The sequence below is a fragment of the Lysinibacillus sp. FSL W7-1291 genome (assembly GCF_038593415.1).
Classification (GTDB): Bacteria; Bacillota; Bacilli; order Bacillales_A; family Planococcaceae; genus Lysinibacillus; species Lysinibacillus fusiformis_D.
The window spans coordinates 1,980,814-1,999,158 of record NZ_CP151994.1 but is presented as its reverse complement, the minus strand read 5'-3'; the positions used below and the strand labels follow the sequence as shown (position 1 = coordinate 1,999,158).

General features: G+C 40.7%; 19 protein-coding genes and 1 pseudogene. 3 read left to right on the top strand and 17 right to left on the bottom strand.

Annotation, left to right across the window (positions count from 1 at the left end):
* Positions 1–327: 327 nt before the first annotated feature.
* The 8 genes from NST76_RS09650 to NST76_RS09615 form a co-directional block, all read right to left on the bottom strand.
* Positions 328–894 (bottom strand): hypothetical protein, encoded by a 567-nt coding sequence (locus NST76_RS09650; protein ID WP_036128987.1) that lies wholly within the window; start codon positions 892–894, stop codon positions 328–330.
* Between the two features lie 420 nt (positions 895–1,314).
* On the bottom strand, positions 1,315–2,043 hold the full coding sequence (locus NST76_RS09645) for an alpha/beta fold hydrolase (RefSeq protein WP_244504814.1): 729 nt from the start codon (positions 2,041–2,043) through the stop codon (positions 1,315–1,317).
* A gap of 26 nt (positions 2,044–2,069) precedes the next feature.
* A complete protein-coding gene (locus NST76_RS09640; RefSeq protein ID WP_036128993.1) occupies positions 2,070–2,594 on the bottom strand; it encodes a hypothetical protein in 525 nt (174 codons plus the stop codon).
* A gap of 84 nt (positions 2,595–2,678) precedes the next feature.
* Positions 2,679–3,743: a DUF4179 domain-containing protein gene (locus NST76_RS09635; RefSeq protein ID WP_342545098.1), complete on the bottom strand. Its 1,065-nt coding sequence runs from the start codon at positions 3,741–3,743 to the stop codon at positions 2,679–2,681.
* Positions 3,718–4,269 (bottom strand): sigma-70 family RNA polymerase sigma factor, encoded by a 552-nt coding sequence (locus NST76_RS09630; RefSeq protein ID WP_141903213.1) that lies wholly within the window; start codon positions 4,267–4,269, stop codon positions 3,718–3,720. The genes NST76_RS09635 and NST76_RS09630 overlap by 26 nt, the downstream gene beginning before the upstream one ends.
* 123 nt (positions 4,270–4,392) lie before the next feature.
* Positions 4,393–5,115, bottom strand: coding sequence for a toast rack family protein (locus tag NST76_RS09625; RefSeq protein ID WP_230594005.1), 723 nt, complete (start codon positions 5,113–5,115; stop codon positions 4,393–4,395).
* Positions 5,116–5,224: 109 nt separating this feature from the next.
* Entirely contained in the window at positions 5,225–5,605 is a 381-nt protein-coding gene (locus NST76_RS09620; RefSeq protein WP_089932294.1) for an SRPBCC domain-containing protein, read from the bottom strand.
* Positions 5,606–5,634: 29 nt separating this feature from the next.
* A complete protein-coding gene (locus NST76_RS09615) occupies positions 5,635–6,843 on the bottom strand; it encodes an MFS transporter (RefSeq protein ID WP_271913135.1) in 1,209 nt (402 codons plus the stop codon).
* 144 nt (positions 6,844–6,987) lie between these two features.
* Between NST76_RS09615 and NST76_RS09610 the strand changes: the two genes are divergently transcribed.
* Complete coding sequence (locus NST76_RS09610) at positions 6,988–7,845, top strand: LysR family transcriptional regulator (RefSeq protein WP_101966775.1); 858 nt, start codon at positions 6,988–6,990, stop codon at positions 7,843–7,845.
* Positions 7,846–7,883: 38 nt separating this feature from the next.
* Here the strand turns inward: NST76_RS09610 and NST76_RS09605 are convergent, their stop codons facing one another.
* A complete protein-coding gene (locus NST76_RS09605; RefSeq protein ID WP_036128998.1) occupies positions 7,884–8,444 on the bottom strand; it encodes an XRE family transcriptional regulator in 561 nt (186 codons plus the stop codon).
* A 151-nt stretch (positions 8,445–8,595) separates the two neighbouring features.
* On the opposite strand from NST76_RS09605, the gene NST76_RS09600 reads away from it, so the two are divergent.
* Positions 8,596–9,465: a DMT family transporter gene (locus tag NST76_RS09600; RefSeq protein WP_342545096.1), complete on the top strand. Its 870-nt coding sequence runs from the start codon at positions 8,596–8,598 to the stop codon at positions 9,463–9,465.
* Between the two features lie 33 nt (positions 9,466–9,498).
* On the opposite strand, the gene NST76_RS09595 is transcribed toward NST76_RS09600, so the two are convergent.
* From NST76_RS09595 to NST76_RS09570, 6 genes are all read right to left on the bottom strand, one after another.
* Positions 9,499–10,497: a HAMP domain-containing sensor histidine kinase gene (locus tag NST76_RS09595; RefSeq protein WP_342535598.1), complete on the bottom strand. Its 999-nt coding sequence runs from the start codon at positions 10,495–10,497 to the stop codon at positions 9,499–9,501.
* A complete protein-coding gene (locus NST76_RS09590) occupies positions 10,494–11,165 on the bottom strand; it encodes a response regulator transcription factor (protein ID WP_342535597.1) in 672 nt (223 codons plus the stop codon). Before NST76_RS09590 ends, NST76_RS09595 begins: the two co-directional genes overlap by 4 nt.
* A 1-nt stretch (position 11,166) precedes the next feature.
* Complete coding sequence (locus NST76_RS09585) at positions 11,167–12,147, bottom strand: alpha/beta hydrolase (protein ID WP_089932299.1); 981 nt, start codon at positions 12,145–12,147, stop codon at positions 11,167–11,169.
* Between the two features lie 486 nt (positions 12,148–12,633).
* Positions 12,634–13,053, bottom strand: a complete 420-nt coding sequence (locus NST76_RS09580; protein ID WP_036129019.1) for a DUF1801 domain-containing protein — start codon at positions 13,051–13,053, stop codon at positions 12,634–12,636.
* Between the two features lie 41 nt (positions 13,054–13,094).
* Complete coding sequence (locus tag NST76_RS09575) at positions 13,095–14,906, bottom strand: ABC transporter ATP-binding protein (protein WP_342545094.1); 1,812 nt, start codon at positions 14,904–14,906, stop codon at positions 13,095–13,097.
* Positions 14,903–16,636: an ABC transporter ATP-binding protein gene (locus NST76_RS09570; RefSeq protein ID WP_342545093.1), complete on the bottom strand. Its 1,734-nt coding sequence runs from the start codon at positions 16,634–16,636 to the stop codon at positions 14,903–14,905. Before NST76_RS09570 ends, NST76_RS09575 begins: the two co-directional genes overlap by 4 nt.
* Before the next feature lie 206 nt (positions 16,637–16,842).
* Here NST76_RS09570 and NST76_RS09565 point away from each other — a divergent pair.
* Positions 16,843–16,971: pseudogene (locus tag NST76_RS09565) on the top strand (daunorubicin/doxorubicin resistance ABC transporter ATP-binding protein DrrA); the annotation flags it as partial.
* A gap of 198 nt (positions 16,972–17,169) precedes the next feature.
* Here the strand turns inward: NST76_RS09565 and NST76_RS09560 are convergent.
* Both NST76_RS09560 and NST76_RS09555 read right to left on the bottom strand, forming a co-directional pair.
* Entirely contained in the window at positions 17,170–17,853 is a 684-nt protein-coding gene (locus tag NST76_RS09560; RefSeq protein ID WP_342545091.1) for a hypothetical protein, read from the bottom strand.
* A complete protein-coding gene (locus NST76_RS09555) occupies positions 17,850–18,344 on the bottom strand; it encodes an ECF transporter S component (RefSeq protein ID WP_271913125.1) in 495 nt (164 codons plus the stop codon). Before NST76_RS09555 ends, NST76_RS09560 begins: the two co-directional genes overlap by 4 nt.
* Position 18,345 lies beyond the last annotated feature (1 nt).

Sequence of the window (18,345 nt, the reverse complement as noted above, 5' to 3'; positions counted from 1 at the left end):
CTTTAGTTGAAAACCTTTGCTAAAAAGGTACCATTTTTGTGGGTTGAAGTGGAAGGCTACTTGACTCCCGTGGGATAGCGAGACAGGCGATCCCCTGCACGAAGCGGCTCGGCGCTCGCCCACAAGAAAGCAAGTAGCCTGCAACGGAAATCCTTTTTCACCTCTCACCTTTCACAAAAATGCTATTGATGGTTTTGTTTTTCAACACTATGACAACAGCCCTTCTATTCAGAAAGGCTGTTGTCTTTACTGTTCAAAATTCAGATTTTGAAGGGCTCTCACATTCGTTTCGTCATTTTTTCGACGAGTTGCCCATTCCATCGAAGGTTATGGTTTTTGGCAAGCAAAATTATAACCACCTATTTTTCTAGCCTCCGTCGCATTGGTTTGTCCATTTAAACCAGCATCATCTCTTGAGTCAATGATGGGGTTGCCACCCTGTGCAAAGCATTTATTCATGTAATTCATTTTTTCTTTATGTGTCAAGTATCGGTCCCAGAAGAAATAGCCTATGAAAGAAACCAAACCAATTCCGGCAAGCCATGCTATAACAGCATATGGTGTTACTTCTCCATCTTCATTCTCTTTATAAAGGATTGTACCATCGTAATTTTCCATGTCTAGCCCAAAGGTTAAAAGTTTATGGTGAACCTCATTAGGAGATAGTGATTCGAGAGATTCGTAATAATTTAATTCTTCATCTGAGAAATGATATAATTCCTGGGCAGCTTCTTCATCAAACTCTAATGTTTGTGTAGCCAAATTATAGTAGATGGATTCGGCTAAAGCACTTTCTTTACGTCCAAATTCATTAGCATTCGCAAAATTCGGAAAAATTGTAGCAACAATCAACGTAACAATCAAACCACAAATAAAAAATTGAAGCTTCTTCATCACAGCAAACCTCCTTGTTTTATTTATTTATGTTAAAATATTACATTAATGGATAATGTAATATTAACTTCATTATACATAATATCCAGATAAATGTATAATATATAAAGAAAGTGAGGTGTTTTTTTGTATTTCTCAAATATACAATTATTAATGCTTGTATTTGCCTTTATTATTGCGATTTTCAGTGTGATTAAGGTGTATCAAATAAAAAAAGAGTATTTGATTAAACACAGAGAATTAGAGGTGGAATACGAAAGAATCCAACTGGAGAAACAAAAACAAAAGATCCTTTAATTTAGAAAGAAACATGCACCTCAGTCATTAGATTTTCCCTAACGATTGGGTGCATCTATTGGTTTTATCCTAACACCTCTTGGTCTCCAGAATGCTTGTCCTGCAACATTCCTCCATTAGCATTTATTCCAAAAAATCTATTATCTCCTGTATGATTTCATCTTGATCCCGGCCTAATGTCATCAAATGTTTAGCGTTTTCAAAGCCCCTCTTCTGCTTAGTGGAAGAGTGAACATGTTGATAAATCGTTTCAGCGCTTTGTGCATATGATGCATCGTCGCGTTCACCGTAGTAGATAGCGATAGGAACGGTAATTCTATCAAGCTGCTGCATCGTTGCTTGGATAAACTGTTGAAATGCGCTCATAGCATCTAACGCCATGTGTTGAAATGGCTCCATTTCCTGTGAAATTTGAGACGCTGATTTGCCCTCTATCGTTTTATAATTGTAGGCATAATCAATTATTCTTTGTTTTAATTGCGCTGGCTCCTTATCAATTGGTACTGATAAGACAATGATTTGTAATAGCTTTTCGAATTGGGCAAGCTTTAAAGTAAAAATGCCACCGATGGATAAGCCAATGACCGAAATCTTCTGATAGCCTTCATTCAATAAAAATTGGTGGGCATCGACTACATCCTGCCACCAGTCGTCTACCTGATAGTGTAATAGCTGTTCTGGGGTATGACCGTGTCCTCGGTATAACGGTGCATAGCAAGTGTAGCCTTGTGCATGTAATGAAGTGGCTACTTTCTTCATATCTCTTGTATGACTCGTAAAAGAATGTAAAAGTAATACGGCATGCTCGTTTCCCTGTAAATAAATTTCTTTCGCTGGTAGTATCTTTAGCACATAATCAAGCCCTTTCTCGAATTAGTTTATGCCCCCACAAACAATACTGCCTGTCCTATCGCAATAAAAAAGGCTTCCTCCTGTATGGGACTACTGTCTTCAATTTCTAGCGTAATATCAAAATGCGTCTCACAGAAAGTAGCTTGCCAACGTGCGATAGGCTGCTCATTCACTGTAAATACAGACCAGCCCTCCATTTCTTTGTTGAGCTTGATTTGCTGTTCACCATTTGTAATCAGTAAATCAGGAATCATGATTTGCCAGCCATCATAGGCAATCATATAGTCTTTGCCTGACACCAAATCCTTGCCTCTGAAATGTACGCGCCCACGACGGGATACTTTTTTACACGTAAAAAGTGGTCGACCGTTGCGATCATTGACATCAAAGCGAACAAAATAACGATAGTCCATTGTGCGGTCAAATGCTTTTTTTAGAGCATTGGAATAAACACGTTGAACAGTGGACGATACCTCCCCCGCTTCATTGATAATTTGGATGGCCTCTGTTGACTCGATGGCTGCTGGTTGCTTGTATGTATAAATTTTCACGACTTTCGCTCCTTCAAAACAATAACTTTCTTAAAGCTACCATAAAATAAGCGCCAAATACAAAGGATGTATTTGACGCTCCTATTATTGTATGGGTACTTCTACTGTAAATGGTTGGAACTTCACTTCTTTATAGGCTGATGGATTAAATGGGATATGTGTTTCTTTGCCATCAGCGTCTATTTGAACGCTCCCACCTCCTGATGGAATGGAAACATAAGGCGTAATGATTAATTTTTCAACATGTTGTGCTATTGGATCAAAGGCTTTCGTGCTGCTTAATTTCCACAACCCATCATCAAATTGTGCTTTTCCTCCGCCCGAATGAGAGGCAATCTCTCTGCCTTGCCCATCTGTTATGAAAAATTCTATAGATGCTGGTGAGTTATCGAGGATTCCGTTCATCGTTGCTTCATAGTCAAGGGAGATCCCTGATGGACTGAAGGAGATGTTGGATATATCAAGCTCAATGCCTTCAACCTGCTGTCGATGATTCACAGGAACATGGACAATCTCTGTAATCTTTTCAATCGGGGTCGAAAACATCCATTTTTCTCCCTTTTCCCCTGCTAATATTAAGCCCAATTGAAAGAAATCTGGCATTTCCTCAACCTGTTTGACATCAAACGTCGCAATACCTGTCCGAACCGTAGGACTTAACCTATGTTCAGAATAGCTACCTGAGCTGACAGTTGGTTGGGCGCCATTAATGGTAAATTCCAAGCCTGCTCCAAAATATAGTTCACTCAATGCCTGCTCAGATTGCATCGTTACCCCAACCGTTATACGAGAATCATCATAAAGCACCTCATCTACTGTGACCGAAATCCCATTGATGGTTTGTGTTTCGCCAACAGCTTTGGTTAGCCCCTGTTCACTGGCTTGTTTTAGCCCAGGCAAGCCTGAGTCATTGAATACGGAACCGATAATTGGTAGCTTGGACAATGTGCTCGCAAATGTTGGTGATACATAGGCTGTGCCAATGGTTAAACTAAAAATGGCAACAGTACTGGCAATAAATACGAATGGTTTACGCTTGCTTCTTCTTTTCATTTGAATTGGTTTACCTTGTGCTTGTTGAATACCTTGTGCAATCGCTGCTCGTACCTCATCACGTGGAAATTCAGGTAGGGTCACTGACTTTTTCATTGAACATTGCACTCCTTTCTAATTGTCGCTTTAGCTGTTTTTTACCACGATGCAAATAGGTTTTGATGGTGTTCTCAGGCTTTTCCATCATGTCTGAAATTTCTTTAATCGGCAAATCGCGATAATAAAATAAAATGAGCGCCATTTGCTGAGGATGGTTTAATTGTTGGATAGCTTCTGCTAAATCAATAGGATTCCCGATGACTTGCTCCTGTTCATGTAACCGATCTAATAATTCCCTCTCCTCATAGGGAATCATTTTCTTGCCCTTTTTCAGCAAACGATAGCATTCATGAATTAAAATGCGGAACAGCCATGTCGAGAAAAATGCTGGATTTTTTAGTTGATGAACGGTTAAATAGGCTTTACATGCCGCTTCTTGAATAGCATCTAGCGCATCCTCTTTTTGACCAACATACGATAGCGCCGTGTAATATAGTTTTTCTTCCTCTAGCACAAGTAGCTGTTCAAAGGCTTCCTTCTGCCCCGCAATCGCTTGTTTAACGATAGATAAATCATGTTCCATACTTGTTTCCCCTCCTTCCATACTTAGAGTCTTTTATCCAAGCAAAAGGTTTCACTTTTATTTATTTTTTTGGCCATACAAAAAGTAGACTACTGTATTTTAAGTAGCCTACTACATTTTCCTTTATTGATCTAATTTAAAGGTAATATCTCCGACACCCAATTCCGAATGAACCTCTAGCACAACATCTGCCTTGTCATAGGCTTCGTTGACATAGACACCCTGGCCTTTGGATACAAGACCCTCTATATTTGAAGATCCGATGCCCTTCTCTGTCGTTAATTTGACACCAACCTTTGATGGTAAAATAACGGTTGTTTGACCGACGCCCGTTTCAATCGATGTCTTAAAGCTCTTTTTCCAATCGCCACCTAAATTAACCGTTACATCACCGACACCTGCATCAATATCAAGCTTTTCCAGCTGGAGCCCCTGTAAATCTAGGTTTGCAAGGGATGCGCCTGTTTCAACTGTCAAATCCATCGGGATACTGTCATTCAGTTGGATTGCCCAAGTGTTTTTAATATTTGAGATTCCTAGCTTTGTAGAGCCTTTATGCTGAATATCCACTTCTCCCGTATCGCCGTGGACATCATAGTCTACCTGTGGGGCTAGCTTTTTAATATTATAGTCGGCCTTGCCCTCTACCCATTCCTTCGCACCGCTCGATACTGTCAGTTCACCAACACCTAGATCAATGTCTACCTCTAATGCTTTCACTTTATCCTTTTCTACCAAGATGGCTTCCTCTCGCATCTTGTTGTTTGGAATAAAGGAGAAACACCCCGATAAGACCAATACAGATGTACCCATTATGACACCTAAACCAACTAATTTTTTCAACATGATTTCCTCCCACCATATAATCTACCAATAATTTCATTATATAGGAGTCAACCTTTTAAAATACGACCCTGCGCTCGAAATTTATCTAAGACCTAAGACGTAGGGTTCGCTACTGATAAGGGATATCTCCCCCTTCCAGCAATGCCTTTAAATTAGCCAGCGAAGCCTCATAGCCTGGTGAGTTAAAGCTTACAGTTGTCCCCTCGTGCTGTTGTACTAGCGTAATGGCAATCAACGTTTCCGGCACCTCTAAGTAAAAGGAAAACTCCTCATGTTTTTTTACGTGCTGAATCGTGAGCTGCATAGGTAGCTTTTCAGATAGCTGATTATGCGCATTAGGCATTAACGTAAACGTTATCTTTTCACCATCTGCGAGTTTAGGGATATCCCAGGTGGAGCCTGGTGCATACCATTGCGAGAGGAGTTGTTCCTCTGTAATCGCTTGCCACACGCTATCTATTTTCGCATCAATCCAAATCGAACTGGTCATTCACCATTACCACCTTTTTCTGTTTTCCATTATTTTACCGAATTTTCAAACGATAGACTACTTTGGGATGTTCGGTATAAATGAAATGCCCCAATGATGATGAACATGGCCATGAAATCCAAGGCTATTTGATGACTTGAGAAAACAGCAACTAAAAAACCATACAACGTTGGTGCTAAGACAATAAAAAATTGATTAATCGTTAAAGCTGCACTCACGGTAAGTCCCACAGCTTGAGGATCAGAATGCTCGGTGACACAGGTAATATATAAGGAATACCAGCCGAGTGCTAAAAAGCCAAACACACCACAAAAAATAATCATCAAGCTCTTCCCATGTATGACAAAGGGCAAACAGCCAATCATCATAAATGTGGCAACCATGACAAGCACTAACAATGACGCACGTTTATGAGCGAAATATCGGTCACCCAGCCAAGCAAGCACAATTCTCCCTAGCATGCCTCCCAGCAAAATCAAACTTAAATAGCTCCCTGCCTCTGTTAATGTATAGCCGCCCTCTTGATGTAAATAGCTCATAAAATGAGCAATGATGACCATTTGTAAGGACATCATGACAATGCCGACAAAAAATAGAGGATAGAGCGCTCGATTATGTTGAATAGCCATCATCTTTTCTTTAAAGGAAATAGGATTTGCGGCAACGGTTACGTGCTGTTTTGGTTCATGATACAGCAGTAAAAATAAAAGTCCCCCACCTATCGCCACTAAACCCTGTACCAAATGCACAGTGGACAGATGGTGCTGTTGATATAAATACGTTAGTACAATAGAAGAAAGTGCCCCACCAATGGGGATACCTGTCTGGCGAATACCAATAGCAAGCCCACGATGCTTATCTGGAAACCACTTCACAATAGCGGTACTGCCGCCAGTTTGTGCACTGCCATACCAGATACCAACAACTATTAATACGAGTAGCAATGTCGTATAATGGTTCACAGGTATTAACAAGAAGGCTGACAGGCCCAGTATAATGGAGCCCCATCCAATAATCTGCTTTTCTCCTTTTTTATCCATAAGGTAGCCAAATAACAGCATGGAGAAAATCGGCCCTATATTGACGGCTGAAACAATCAGTCCAGTTTGAAAGGACGTTAAGTGCCATTCCATTTGATAAAAAGAGGCAACTGGCCCCATCCCATAGGTGACAAAGGTTGAAGCTGTCTGTGACAGTGTAGCCACTAGTAAAATAACCCATTGATAATATGTATGCATGTTAACCCTCCATCAGGTTGATACCGCTTTATTTATGCAGTATACCTTGTCGCTAACTAGAGTTTACGTTGACTGATAGCATACGTAAAATGGAGGAAAATGATAGCAGCTATCAAAAAATTTAATAGGTGTGTGACGAACAATATGAACATTGAAGACATTGCCTTAAAAATAGAGCTTTTAGAAAGGCAAAACTTAAGTAAATCCGCTGAAATCACTAATTATACACAATCTGCCTTAACTTCGAAGGTAAAAAAAATAGAAAGTGAAATTGGACAGGAGATCTTTAAACGAACACCACAAGGTTTAAAGCTGACGGAGGTAGGTAGCCATTATTTACAATTTTTAAAACAGGTTGCCCAAAACTATGAAGAATTTTTACAAATGATCGGACCTGCTCAAACGAGCCTCCATTTTGGAACTTCTCATACAACCATTAAAATTTATGGTGCATCCATTATGAACGAACTCCAAACGAGTCATAGTCCAATTGATGTCGATTTCACTGTCGAATCAAGTACATCTTTAAATCACAAAGTACATAATGCTGAGCTGGATTGTGCACTGACTAGTAATCCAACTAAACAGTATGCCGATTTAAACTATGATTTAATTGCGTCAGAAACATTTGAGGTCATTTCAAGCCCTTCTCATGTCATCGATTTTGAGCAACGAACGCCAGTAACACTACTCGTCTTAAGTAAAGGCTGTATGTATACACATGCATTGGCACAATGGCTAACAATGAAGCAAGTTCCTTTCACAATGAAAGAAATTAAATCCGTTAGTAGTATTCTTGATTTTTTAGAAATTGAGCATACGATTGCAGTCTTAAATACGAAATTATTGGCACTTTATCATTGCCCTGACCTGCACTTTTATGACATGGATGATCTCAATAAAGTAATTGAAACGGTCTTTATTTATCATGAAAACGACAGCAAGCATTCCTCTATTATGCAATTAAAGCAGGTAATAGAGTCCTTGCTTGAAACGGAATAGTATCGAATACAGCAAGGCTTCGCTAGTCCTTGCTTATTCTATATTAATGAAGGTGTTAGAACGAATAATACGTGGATGCTGTCATTGCTTTTATTGAGGAAACGATGTCGAACATTCGGCGGAATCCGCACAACATCCCCTTCCAATAGCTCATACTCTTCTCCTTCTAGCTCTACATAGCCTTGCCCCCTCATCATCACTGCTATCTCTTCTTTATCATTGTGACAATAATGACTTTCCGTGGTCACTGCGTGTGGATTTAATTCCATCATGAGCATGTCAATTCGAGCTTTCATAAAGTCAGGTGTTAATACATCATAGACAATATGATCCTTGTTTTCTCGATATATTTTTTTGCGGTTGTGCTTGCGTGAAATAAGTGTACTTGTATCGATATCATGAATAAAAAGTGTAAACAATGGTACATGTAAAGCCTTTGCAATTAACTCCAGCACACTTAACGATGGATTCGCTTGTCCACGTTCGATTTGACTAATTAAAGAAGTACTAATTCCTGCGTAATCTGCAAACTCTCTAATGGTCATACCATTTTTCTTCCGATAACTTAGTACGGTTTGTCCTAATTGATGATACTGCATGGCACGACTCCTTTTTATCATAATGTGTATTTTTCTAGTTTTGTGCTGATATTCTAAAAACCCTATTTTATTGAGGAAGACTACACTATAATAGGTTAGGCAATATTATTAATCTTGTTTATTATTATAAACAAATACATAGGAGTTCATCATGTTTTATTACATCTCTTTATTTTTTGCTGTCTTTGCATTATCGACTTCAGCTATTTTTGTCAAGCTTGCCGAAGCGCCACCAGCCATTACGGCCTTTTATCGATTATTTTTTGCGCTACTAGTGCTACTCCCCTTTTTATTAGCGCAAAAGGGATTGCGACAGGAAATGACGAGCCTCTCCAAAAAACAGTGGGGACTGGGCATTTTATCAGGATTATTTTTAGCCTGTCACTATGTCTTATGGTTTGAATCATTAAACTACACATCGGTGGCTAGTTCAACAGTCATTGTAACACTACAACCTTTATTCTCTTTAGTGGGAAGCTATTTTTTATTTAAAGAACGTTTTTCTAAAGGAGCAATTGTTGGCTGTTGCGTAGCCATTATCGGTTGTTTCATCATCGGCTGGCAGGATTTCCAGATTAGTGGACAAGCTCTTTATGGCGATATCCTTGCCTTTATAGCGGCAGGTATTATTACGGCCTACTTTTTTATCGGACAATCTGTTCGCAAGGATTTATCACTTGTTCCTTATTCGATCATTGGCTATGGAAGCAGCTCCATCTTCTTAGCTGTATACGCCCTCTTTATGCAGGAATCGTTCTTCGACTATTCAGCATCCACTTGGTGGTCTCTTGTAGGATTAGCCGTTATTGCAACGATTTTTGGGCAAACCATTTTTAATTGGCTATTGAAATGGTTAAGTACAACCGTTATCTCGATGAGCATTTTAGGCGAAACGATCGGTACATGTATATTAGCTTATTTTATTTTAGATGAGATGATTTCTATTCAACAAGGGATCGGCATTATCGTCATTTTACTAGGACTTGCGCTCTTTTTACTGCAACAACGAAAATCTCATTAAGACAAAACAACGGCAAAGGCTGCCGTTGTTTTGTTATTGCAGGGACTTTTGGGCAAAGCCAAAGGAAGTCCCCGTGTCGTTTGATTGTAATGAAACGTCGATGTTCAATGTTTTGGCAATGTCCTGTATAATTTTGAGCCCAAGTCCTGCATAATCGGCATCAGGCTTGAAGCCAACTCCATCATCACACATGAACACTTGACCATTGTTTATTGAAACCTCTAGCTGCGTTGCTTGGGCATGCTTTAATGTATTTTGGAAGACATTATCAAATAAACGTTGTAGCCATAATTCATTGCTAATCCAAATAGCATGTGGGTCATCATGGTGAAAATGCAGGGCTATGTTTTGCATGCGATATAAATAACGCCACTTCTTCATCATCGTTTCTAGTAGCTGTACAAGCTGGATTTCCTCCTGGACAACAAAGGAATTTTCACTTGTATCAAAGGCTTGTAACTGAAATGCATTTGTTAAATTCGTTATATAGTGGATTTGTGCATTTAAGGATTCCACCAATTTCGGCTGCCCTTGTAATTGATCTTCTAGAAAAAATAACTGTAAACGTATGGCCGTCAAGGGCGTATGGATGTCATGTCGTAACTTTTGCAGCAGCTCTTTTTGGAGCTCCTGCTGCTGCGCTAACTCTAATTCTCGGTAAGTCGTCCGCTCAATTAAGAGATTGACAGACTGCATAAGCTGTCCTATTTCATCCTCACTACTAACTGTTAACGTATTTGGTATCCGCTCATTACTAGCTAATTCCCGTATCGTTTTATTGAGCATCGTGATTTTTGACAATAAAGAATGGATAGTTGTTGAGAATAATAATGCTAACAGTCCTAATGACAGCACAAACGCTACGAGCATAATAGGATAGGCAAAGGATTCATGAAACGGAATGCCTTCATTTTTCAATTTAAAGACCTTGTCATAAACAACAGCTATAGCCACACTAATGCTTAATAACACAATTGGTACACTAGCAATCGCCAAAAATAATAAAGTACGGTATTTCGTTTTTAAGGTCATTTTTTGATGTAGGTATTCAAACGATACCCTTCTCCATAAATATTTTGCACAATGCTGCCTGCTGGATCATGTAGCTTTGCTCGAATCTTTTTAATATGGACATTGAGAATATTATGATTGCGTTCATCCAGTGGCCAAAGATAGTCGAAAAAATGATCCTTTGTTAACACTCTGTCTCGATTGTCAAATAAATAAAAGAACATTTTCCGCTCTATCGCTGTCAATGCAATTTCATCATGAAGATTTTGATTAAACACTTTACGCCGCTCCCCATCAATAAATAAATGCTGGATTTGCGTCAATATACCATATTGCTGGCTCAACATTTTTTGCATCCTAAGCAAAAGCTCACGCGGGTCAAATGGCTTTGTCAAATAATCCTCCCCGACCGTTAAGCCCTCTAGCTTACTATCAATATCATTTCGTGCCGATAGAAAAATAATGGGGATATTTAAGCCTAATCGTTTAATATTTTTGCTTAATTGATAGCCATCCTCTCCTGGCAGCATAATATCCATAATGACTAAATCCACTTGCTGAATGAGTGACATAATGTCTCGACCATCTGTTTTCCAAATCGCTTCATAGCCTTCTCGCTGTAGTATTTTTTGTAGCAAATCCCCAATCATTTGATCGTCTTCTACAATTAAAATGGTAAATCCTTTCATATTATCGACCTTTCTTATCAGCATTCGTTTTCATAAATATCATGGCTAGTTGATAGATTTCATCGGGTTGATAAAGATAAATACTATGTGTGCCACTGACCTCTTCCACCTGTGCATAGGTGAATTGCTGTGCAAAGTCTGCATAATCCTGCCTTTTCTGCTTCGTATATTGCGAATCTTTATTGTCCTCTGCAATGGCATCAATCAGCAAGATTGGCGTGTTTTGCGGCTTTGGAAGCTGTTCTGATTGTAAACTATTTTCATAGACCTGTAACAGCTCATTTTTCATATCCTCATTAAAAAACTGTCTAAAGGACAATGCCTGATACATTTTCTTTTCCTCTGCTGTTAAAAAGGACATTTTCAATACTTGCGGATTATAGACCTGTGATGGCAGAAGTCGGTGTAAACCCATTCTAGTTGCTAGACTCATCCCCTTCACCATCCATCTATCGACGGTTCCCATTGGATGCTTTACATATTGACTAGGTAAACCAATGTCCAGCGCGATGATTCCCTTTACTTCTTCGGGGTATTTTTGTGCCCAGTAAATGGCTTCTAGCCCTGAAATGGAATGTGGTACGAGTATATAAGGAGGCTGAAGACCACTTTGTAGCAGAGCCTCTCGTGTTTGCGCTAGGATTGTCTCAATGTCTCTTGCATCATGGGCTACATCACTATAACCATAGCCAGCTCGATCCACTACGGCTATTTGATGGTGCTGTGAAAACTTACGGTACAGCCCCTTTAACTCATACACTGGGGCTGCAATACCTGAGCCTGCCATAAATACATACGTGTCCTCGCCAACTCCCTCCTGATAGACATTAATTTGATGACCGTCGACGTCTACTAGTGTGCCATTATTTTGTAAAATAGCAGATTCCTTCTGTACTAAATAATAATGGTAGATCCAAACAACCACCATTCCAAGCATGATTAATGCTCCTATGTATACCAATAATTTCTTTAATTTCTTCATACGTAGCTCCTCTCCGTTCATACTTGCAAGGATACACATTAAAAATAAATTTCTAATTAATTTTTGGAGAAAAATTATAGTTGCACACTTCCTAAAATGACTCAGCCATCTGACCCCGATTGAATATCGGCACCAGATGGCTGCATAGCTTTGAACGATTCATTTTATTCCAATAGTAAAATCATTAGTAGTATAATAGGACACTGTTAAAGCATTTGGACTAGCTATCTCTAAATATCATCTGTTTACTTTTTTTAACTTCTCTGTAATATCTAGTATTACTGCTCTTACCACTTCCTTTTATTTAAATACAATGAAGGCCGCAATAATGTTACACCCTCTTTTTTGTTAGTATTTTTAGACGTATCCTGTATATATACGTTACAAATGATTTAGCCAAGGCATTAAATTGAGACCATTTGCAATATACGTTTCGTGATTCCATCAAAAAAACTGCCTACATTGAGATAGGCAGCTTTCTTAGTACTAAGCATCTGGATAGTTTTTTTGTACAAAGTCGATGGTTTGTTGTATAAGGGCTTTTAGGATGTCTTCATCCACATCCGCAAGCTTATTAATATACACGCAGGCTTTCCCCGTTGTGTGCTTGCCAAAGTGCTGTAATAGCTGCTCTCGCTCATCACCTGGGGCGAAATACAGGCTAATTTTTGCTTTGCGTGGGGAATAGCCAACACGGGGTGCATCCCCTTCATGGCCTGTTTTGTATTTGTAATGATAGCTACCAAAGCCGATAATACTCGGTCCCCACATTTTGGCTTCATAGCCTGTGACCTCTGTAAAAATGTCCAATAACCGAAAGGCGTCTTCTCGTTTTTGTGGATGGTCCACATTTTCAATAAATTCAATGACACTTGCATCTGTTTCTTTCATTTTTAATTCATACATGTCTATCCCTCGCTTTCTGGAAGATGTACCTTTATTATTCCCTATTCTACCTGCTCTAACAATAATTTTTGCTGGAGATGACGATAAATGCCCTGCTGCTGCATTAACGTTTGGTGATTACCTTGCTCGACAATTTCCCCCTGTTGAATGACGAGAATTTGATCGGCATTCTCGATTGTTTTTAAACGATGGGCTATGACAAAGCTTGTGCGTCCCTGCATTAAATGCTGTAAGCCTTTTTGAATATCGACCTCTGTTTGCGTATCCACACTCGATGTCGCTTCGTCCAAAATTAAAATATCAGCATTCTCTAAAATAGCACGAGCAATGGCGATGAGCTGGCGTTGTCCCTGACTTAAATTAGCGCCACCTGCCTGCACAGGTGTATCGTATTGGGCTGGTAAATATTTAATAAAGTGATGGGCATTCGCAATTTTCGCCGCTTCCACGACCTCTTCATCTGTGGCATCTAGCTTCCCAAAGCGAATGTTTTCACGAATGGTGCCAGAGAACAAATACGTGTCCTGTAAAACTACGCCTACTCTTTGGCGAATGGTCGCCATTTGATAGTGTTCGATATTGTGCCCATCAATTAAAATTTCCCCTTGATCCACGTCATAGAAACGCGTCAGTAAATTAATAATCGTCGTTTTCCCTGAGCCTGTTGGACCAACAAGAGCGATGGTCTCTCCTGCCTTGGCATGGAAGTGAATATTTTTTAACACAGGCTTATTTGGCTCATAGCTAAAAGATACTTGCTGGAAAATAACATCCCCTTTGAGCGATGCTGCCTCGATGGCATGAGGCTGATCTACTACCTCGGATGGTTCATCTAGAATCTCAAACACACGCTCTGCACCAGCAATGGCCGACTGAAAGGTATTTAACAGATTCGATAACTGATTAAGCGGACGGAAAAATTGCCGTGTATACGTCACGAAGGCGGCAATGATCCCAACTGTAATGATGCTCTTCACGGCTAAAAAGGCACCCGTTCCGATAACGACGGCTAAGCCCAAGTTATTCATAAAGTTATTAATCGGTCCTAATAAGCCAGAGGTAATTTCTGCACGTTGGGCGGAGTTTCGCAGATTTTCGTTTTGCTGATGAAACGTATCAATCGTTTGCTGCTCCTTCCCAAAAAGCGTGAGGACCTCCGCACCCGTAATCATTTCCTCAATATAGCCGTTCAGCCTGCCAAGATCCCGTTGCCTTGCTGCATAATTTTTACTACTGCGCTTAATAATTTGCTTGGTCGTGAACACAATAAGCGGAATAATAATCAATGTCACAATGGCTAACTGCCAGCTCAATGTGAACATCGCAATACTGACACCAATGACAGTTAAAATAGATGACACGATTTGCGTCACACTTTGTGCAAGAGCAGTATTTAAATTATCAATATCATTTGTGACACGGCTCATTAAATCACCAAGTGCACGCTGATCAAAAAATCGTAATGTGAGCGTTTGAAGCTTATGAAACAGTTCCAGCCGCAATGTCCGAATTGTTTTCATCGCCACATGAATCATGACATAGGTTTGCAGCCATGTCAGAATAGATGCTACCGTAAAAATAACAGCTAAGACGATACCTAAACGGATCGTGCCGTCGATATCCTTTTTCATAATATAATCATCAATAATATGCCCAATCAAATAGGGCCCTGCTAGACTTAAAAAGGTAGAAGCAACGACAAAAAAGATGGCTAAAAACATCCCTACTTTTTGCTGTTTGACATAATGCCATATTCGGAACAGTGTTGCTCTTTGATTTTTCGCCTTCTTAGATGGCCCTCCGATACGTGGGCCACGTCCAAAATTCATTTGCTTTGGTTGATTTTGACTCATTTTTGTTCACCAGCCTTTTGCTGCGACGCATAAATGGCTTGATAATGCGTATTGGCTTGTAGTAACTGCTGATGGGTTCCTTGCCCAACAATATCGCCATCCTCTAAGACCAAAATCATATCAGCCTGCTGTATCGAGGCAATTTTCGACGCTACGATCAATGTCGTTGTGTCTTGATACTGTGTGGCAATAGCCTGCTGCACATGCTGCTCCGACGCACTATCGAGCGCGGAGGTAGTATCATCTAGCACTAGAATGGCAGGCTTACGAATAAATGCACGGCCTAAAGCAAGGCGCTGCTTTTGCCCGCCCGATAAATTTGTAGCTCCCTGTGACAATTCATGGGCTAAGCCTTTATCAAGTCGCTCCACAAATTCACTCGCACAGGCTGCCTCTATTGCCTGTTGTATTTCCTCGGCTGTCGCCTCATCCTTGCCGAGTCGAATATTTTCTTCAATCGTTCCAGAAAACAATAACGCTTTTTGGGAGGTAAAGCCGATATGCGTACGTAATGTTGCGAGGGCATACGATTTGAGTGGTCTGCCATCTAGGCGAATTTCACCATCTGTTGGATCAAATAAGCGAGGAAGCAGCTTTACTAGCGTTGATTTGCCACTACCTGTTTTTCCAATGATGCCTACCGTTTGCCCAGGCTTTACAGAAAACGAAATTTTTTTGAGGACATCCTCTGCTGTATCATAGTATCGATAGCTCACCTGATCGAAGTCAATCGCACCTTGTATGGATGCAGAAATCGCCTGTTCCGATTCCTTCACCGCAATGTCTTTATTTAAAATATCCACAATCCGTTCGCCTGAAGGCAATGCTCGTGCAATTTGCATTAGCACCATACTAGAAGACATTAAGCCATTTAAAATAATCGTTAAATAGTTGATAAACGCCAGAATGACCCCAACTTTCAAAGTACCCGCCTCTACCTTAATAGCCCCAAGCCAAAGTGCTGCTACAATGCCCAGATTGACAATAAACATCGTAAAGGGCACAAGTACCCCTACGATTTGCTCTGCAGTGATGAAACGCTTTGTCAGCGCCTCATTTAATTCTCCAAATTGTGCCACCTGCTGTGTCTCACGACGAAACGCTTTGACCACACGAATACCCGCCAAATTTTCCTGTAACTTCGTATTGACCCCATCAATCGCCTCCTGAACACGACGATACAGCACACCTGAATACTTTGTAAAAAAATACATGGCGATCATCAACAACGGCACGATAATGAGAAGGATGGAAAAAAGCTCACGCGCTGTCACAAACACGATAATCACTGCTCCGATAAAAAGCAAAGGCCCACGCACAAAAATACGTAGCGTCATCATAAACGCGCGCTGAATACTTTCCACATCACTTGTTAAAATCGTAATCAGCTTCCCTGTCGTAAACGCATCCCGCTCCTTGGCTGAATACGTCATCATCTTCTCATAAAGAGCCTGTCGAACATCCGATGCAAAATGAATCGCTGCCTTCGAGCTGTAGTACGAGCAACCGACTCCACCAATAAGCCCCAGCACTGCGCTGCCAAGCATCCAGACAAACATAGTCAATACATAACGATTATCCCCGTTGGCAATCCCTGTATCAATCATATGCTGCATGATGGTTGGCTGAATTAAATCCATCGTCACCTCTAGCACCATCAATAACGGCGCAATCAAAGTGAAAAATTTATAAGGCCCCAAATACTGCCCTAACTGTTTAACTACCTGCATACATTCGTCTCCGTTCTATTTAAATCCCATTCGTTCCTCATTATAACTGAAAATCATTCCCATTTGGCAATAATTTTTCGGGTCTCGTAATATTTACAACCCTATCAATCATTTAAGTTAGGTGCTATCTAGCATATTTTTAGCCAGTTAATATTCAGTTCATTGATGTCATGTATGATCTGTTTGTAGATATAAGGGGAAATTCCATGGGAGCATCACTAGCAACGAATGTCGAGTGGGCAATTGAAGCCACTGGTTTGGTTAAGCTTTTTGGAAATAATCGTGCTGTTGATGGTGTCGATCTGAACGTTCGTGCTGGAAGCATTTACGGTGTGTAGTGATGGTGGCAATCTTGGCCCCTCTCACAATACGTGCTTATATGCGCAGGACATAAACCTTGAAAATAAAAGCTTTGTAATAAACAAGGGAACGCCCGGATGTGGACGTTCCCATTGTTATGCCAATAAAGCTGCGTTTTCCTGGCCATGCTCCTTGCATTTACTTAGGATGACCATTGCTCGAAGCAAGCCCTGTTACAGTGTAGTGATGTGTAGTTTTTCGAAGTTTTGCAGGAAAAGCTTTTGTGCCTGTTGCTCTTTATTAGGATCAATGCCTAGCAAAATGACCGTGCAGGGCCCTGCGGATTTTGTACAATCAATAGAACTTTCAACACGCTGCCCCCTAAATAGACGGGCGAATTCTCCTTGCAGCCCCTTTGATCCAACAGGCCATACTTGCTGAACCATTTCCGCTCGCCATGCCTGAAAAATTGGCTGCAACTGTGCAACATCTTCAGGCTGAGCCAACACTTCCTCGCCCACAAGTGGCAAGCCATAGGTGTACCAGCTAAGCTGTTCATGGTCAAATGCACAGCGCTGTTGGCTCTCCCCTAGCATCGTAATAGCTAAACCTGATTGCAATGTGGGCATATTGGATTCTGTACTACCTGCAATGGCTGGACATGTAAGATCCGCCTCTTCAAACACTTGCTGAATGCCTTTCTCATAGCGTGACCATGCGGCATCACCAGAAAAATTAGCAAGTAGTATTTGGATGGGCAATGCCTGCGCGGCAAGCTGCTCTAAAAACGATACACGTGCCGTCATATAGGCTGTCAATTGATCGGATGCAGACACAATATCCTGAGGTTTTTCCCCAATGGCTGCCGCATTATCCATTGTCGCAACCAACGAGCCTACTTTCATCGCATTTCTCACTGTACACGACCTTCCTTACGCACAAAAACCTTTGACAAAACGGGCATAACTACAGCGACAATCACTAAATTGATTACCGTTGCCATCAGAATACTCCCTAACGCTCCCCAGAAAAATGCTGGGCTAATAATAAAATAAAACGGAAGTGGCGCCACAATGCCGTTTAATACTAGGGCAACGGGCCATTTCCAAAAATGCATGCCTTTTTTATGCATCACACCAAAGACCCAGACAACCATCAACATTTCTACGGCAATTAGTAGATGTAGAGGACCTAGTGGAAATCCAGCCGTGAGCGCTGTAATAAAATGACCGATCAGCCCAGCGACACCTGCTAGTAGCGGTGATAAAAAGACAACCCCTAAAAAGGCTGGAGCCGAGTCTAGAGCCGCCGTTGAAATAAATGTTGGCACTTTAATCATTGCCCCTACAGCACAAATGGCCGCTACCATTGCCGTCAATATCCATTTCCTTAATCTTTGTCGTTCCATG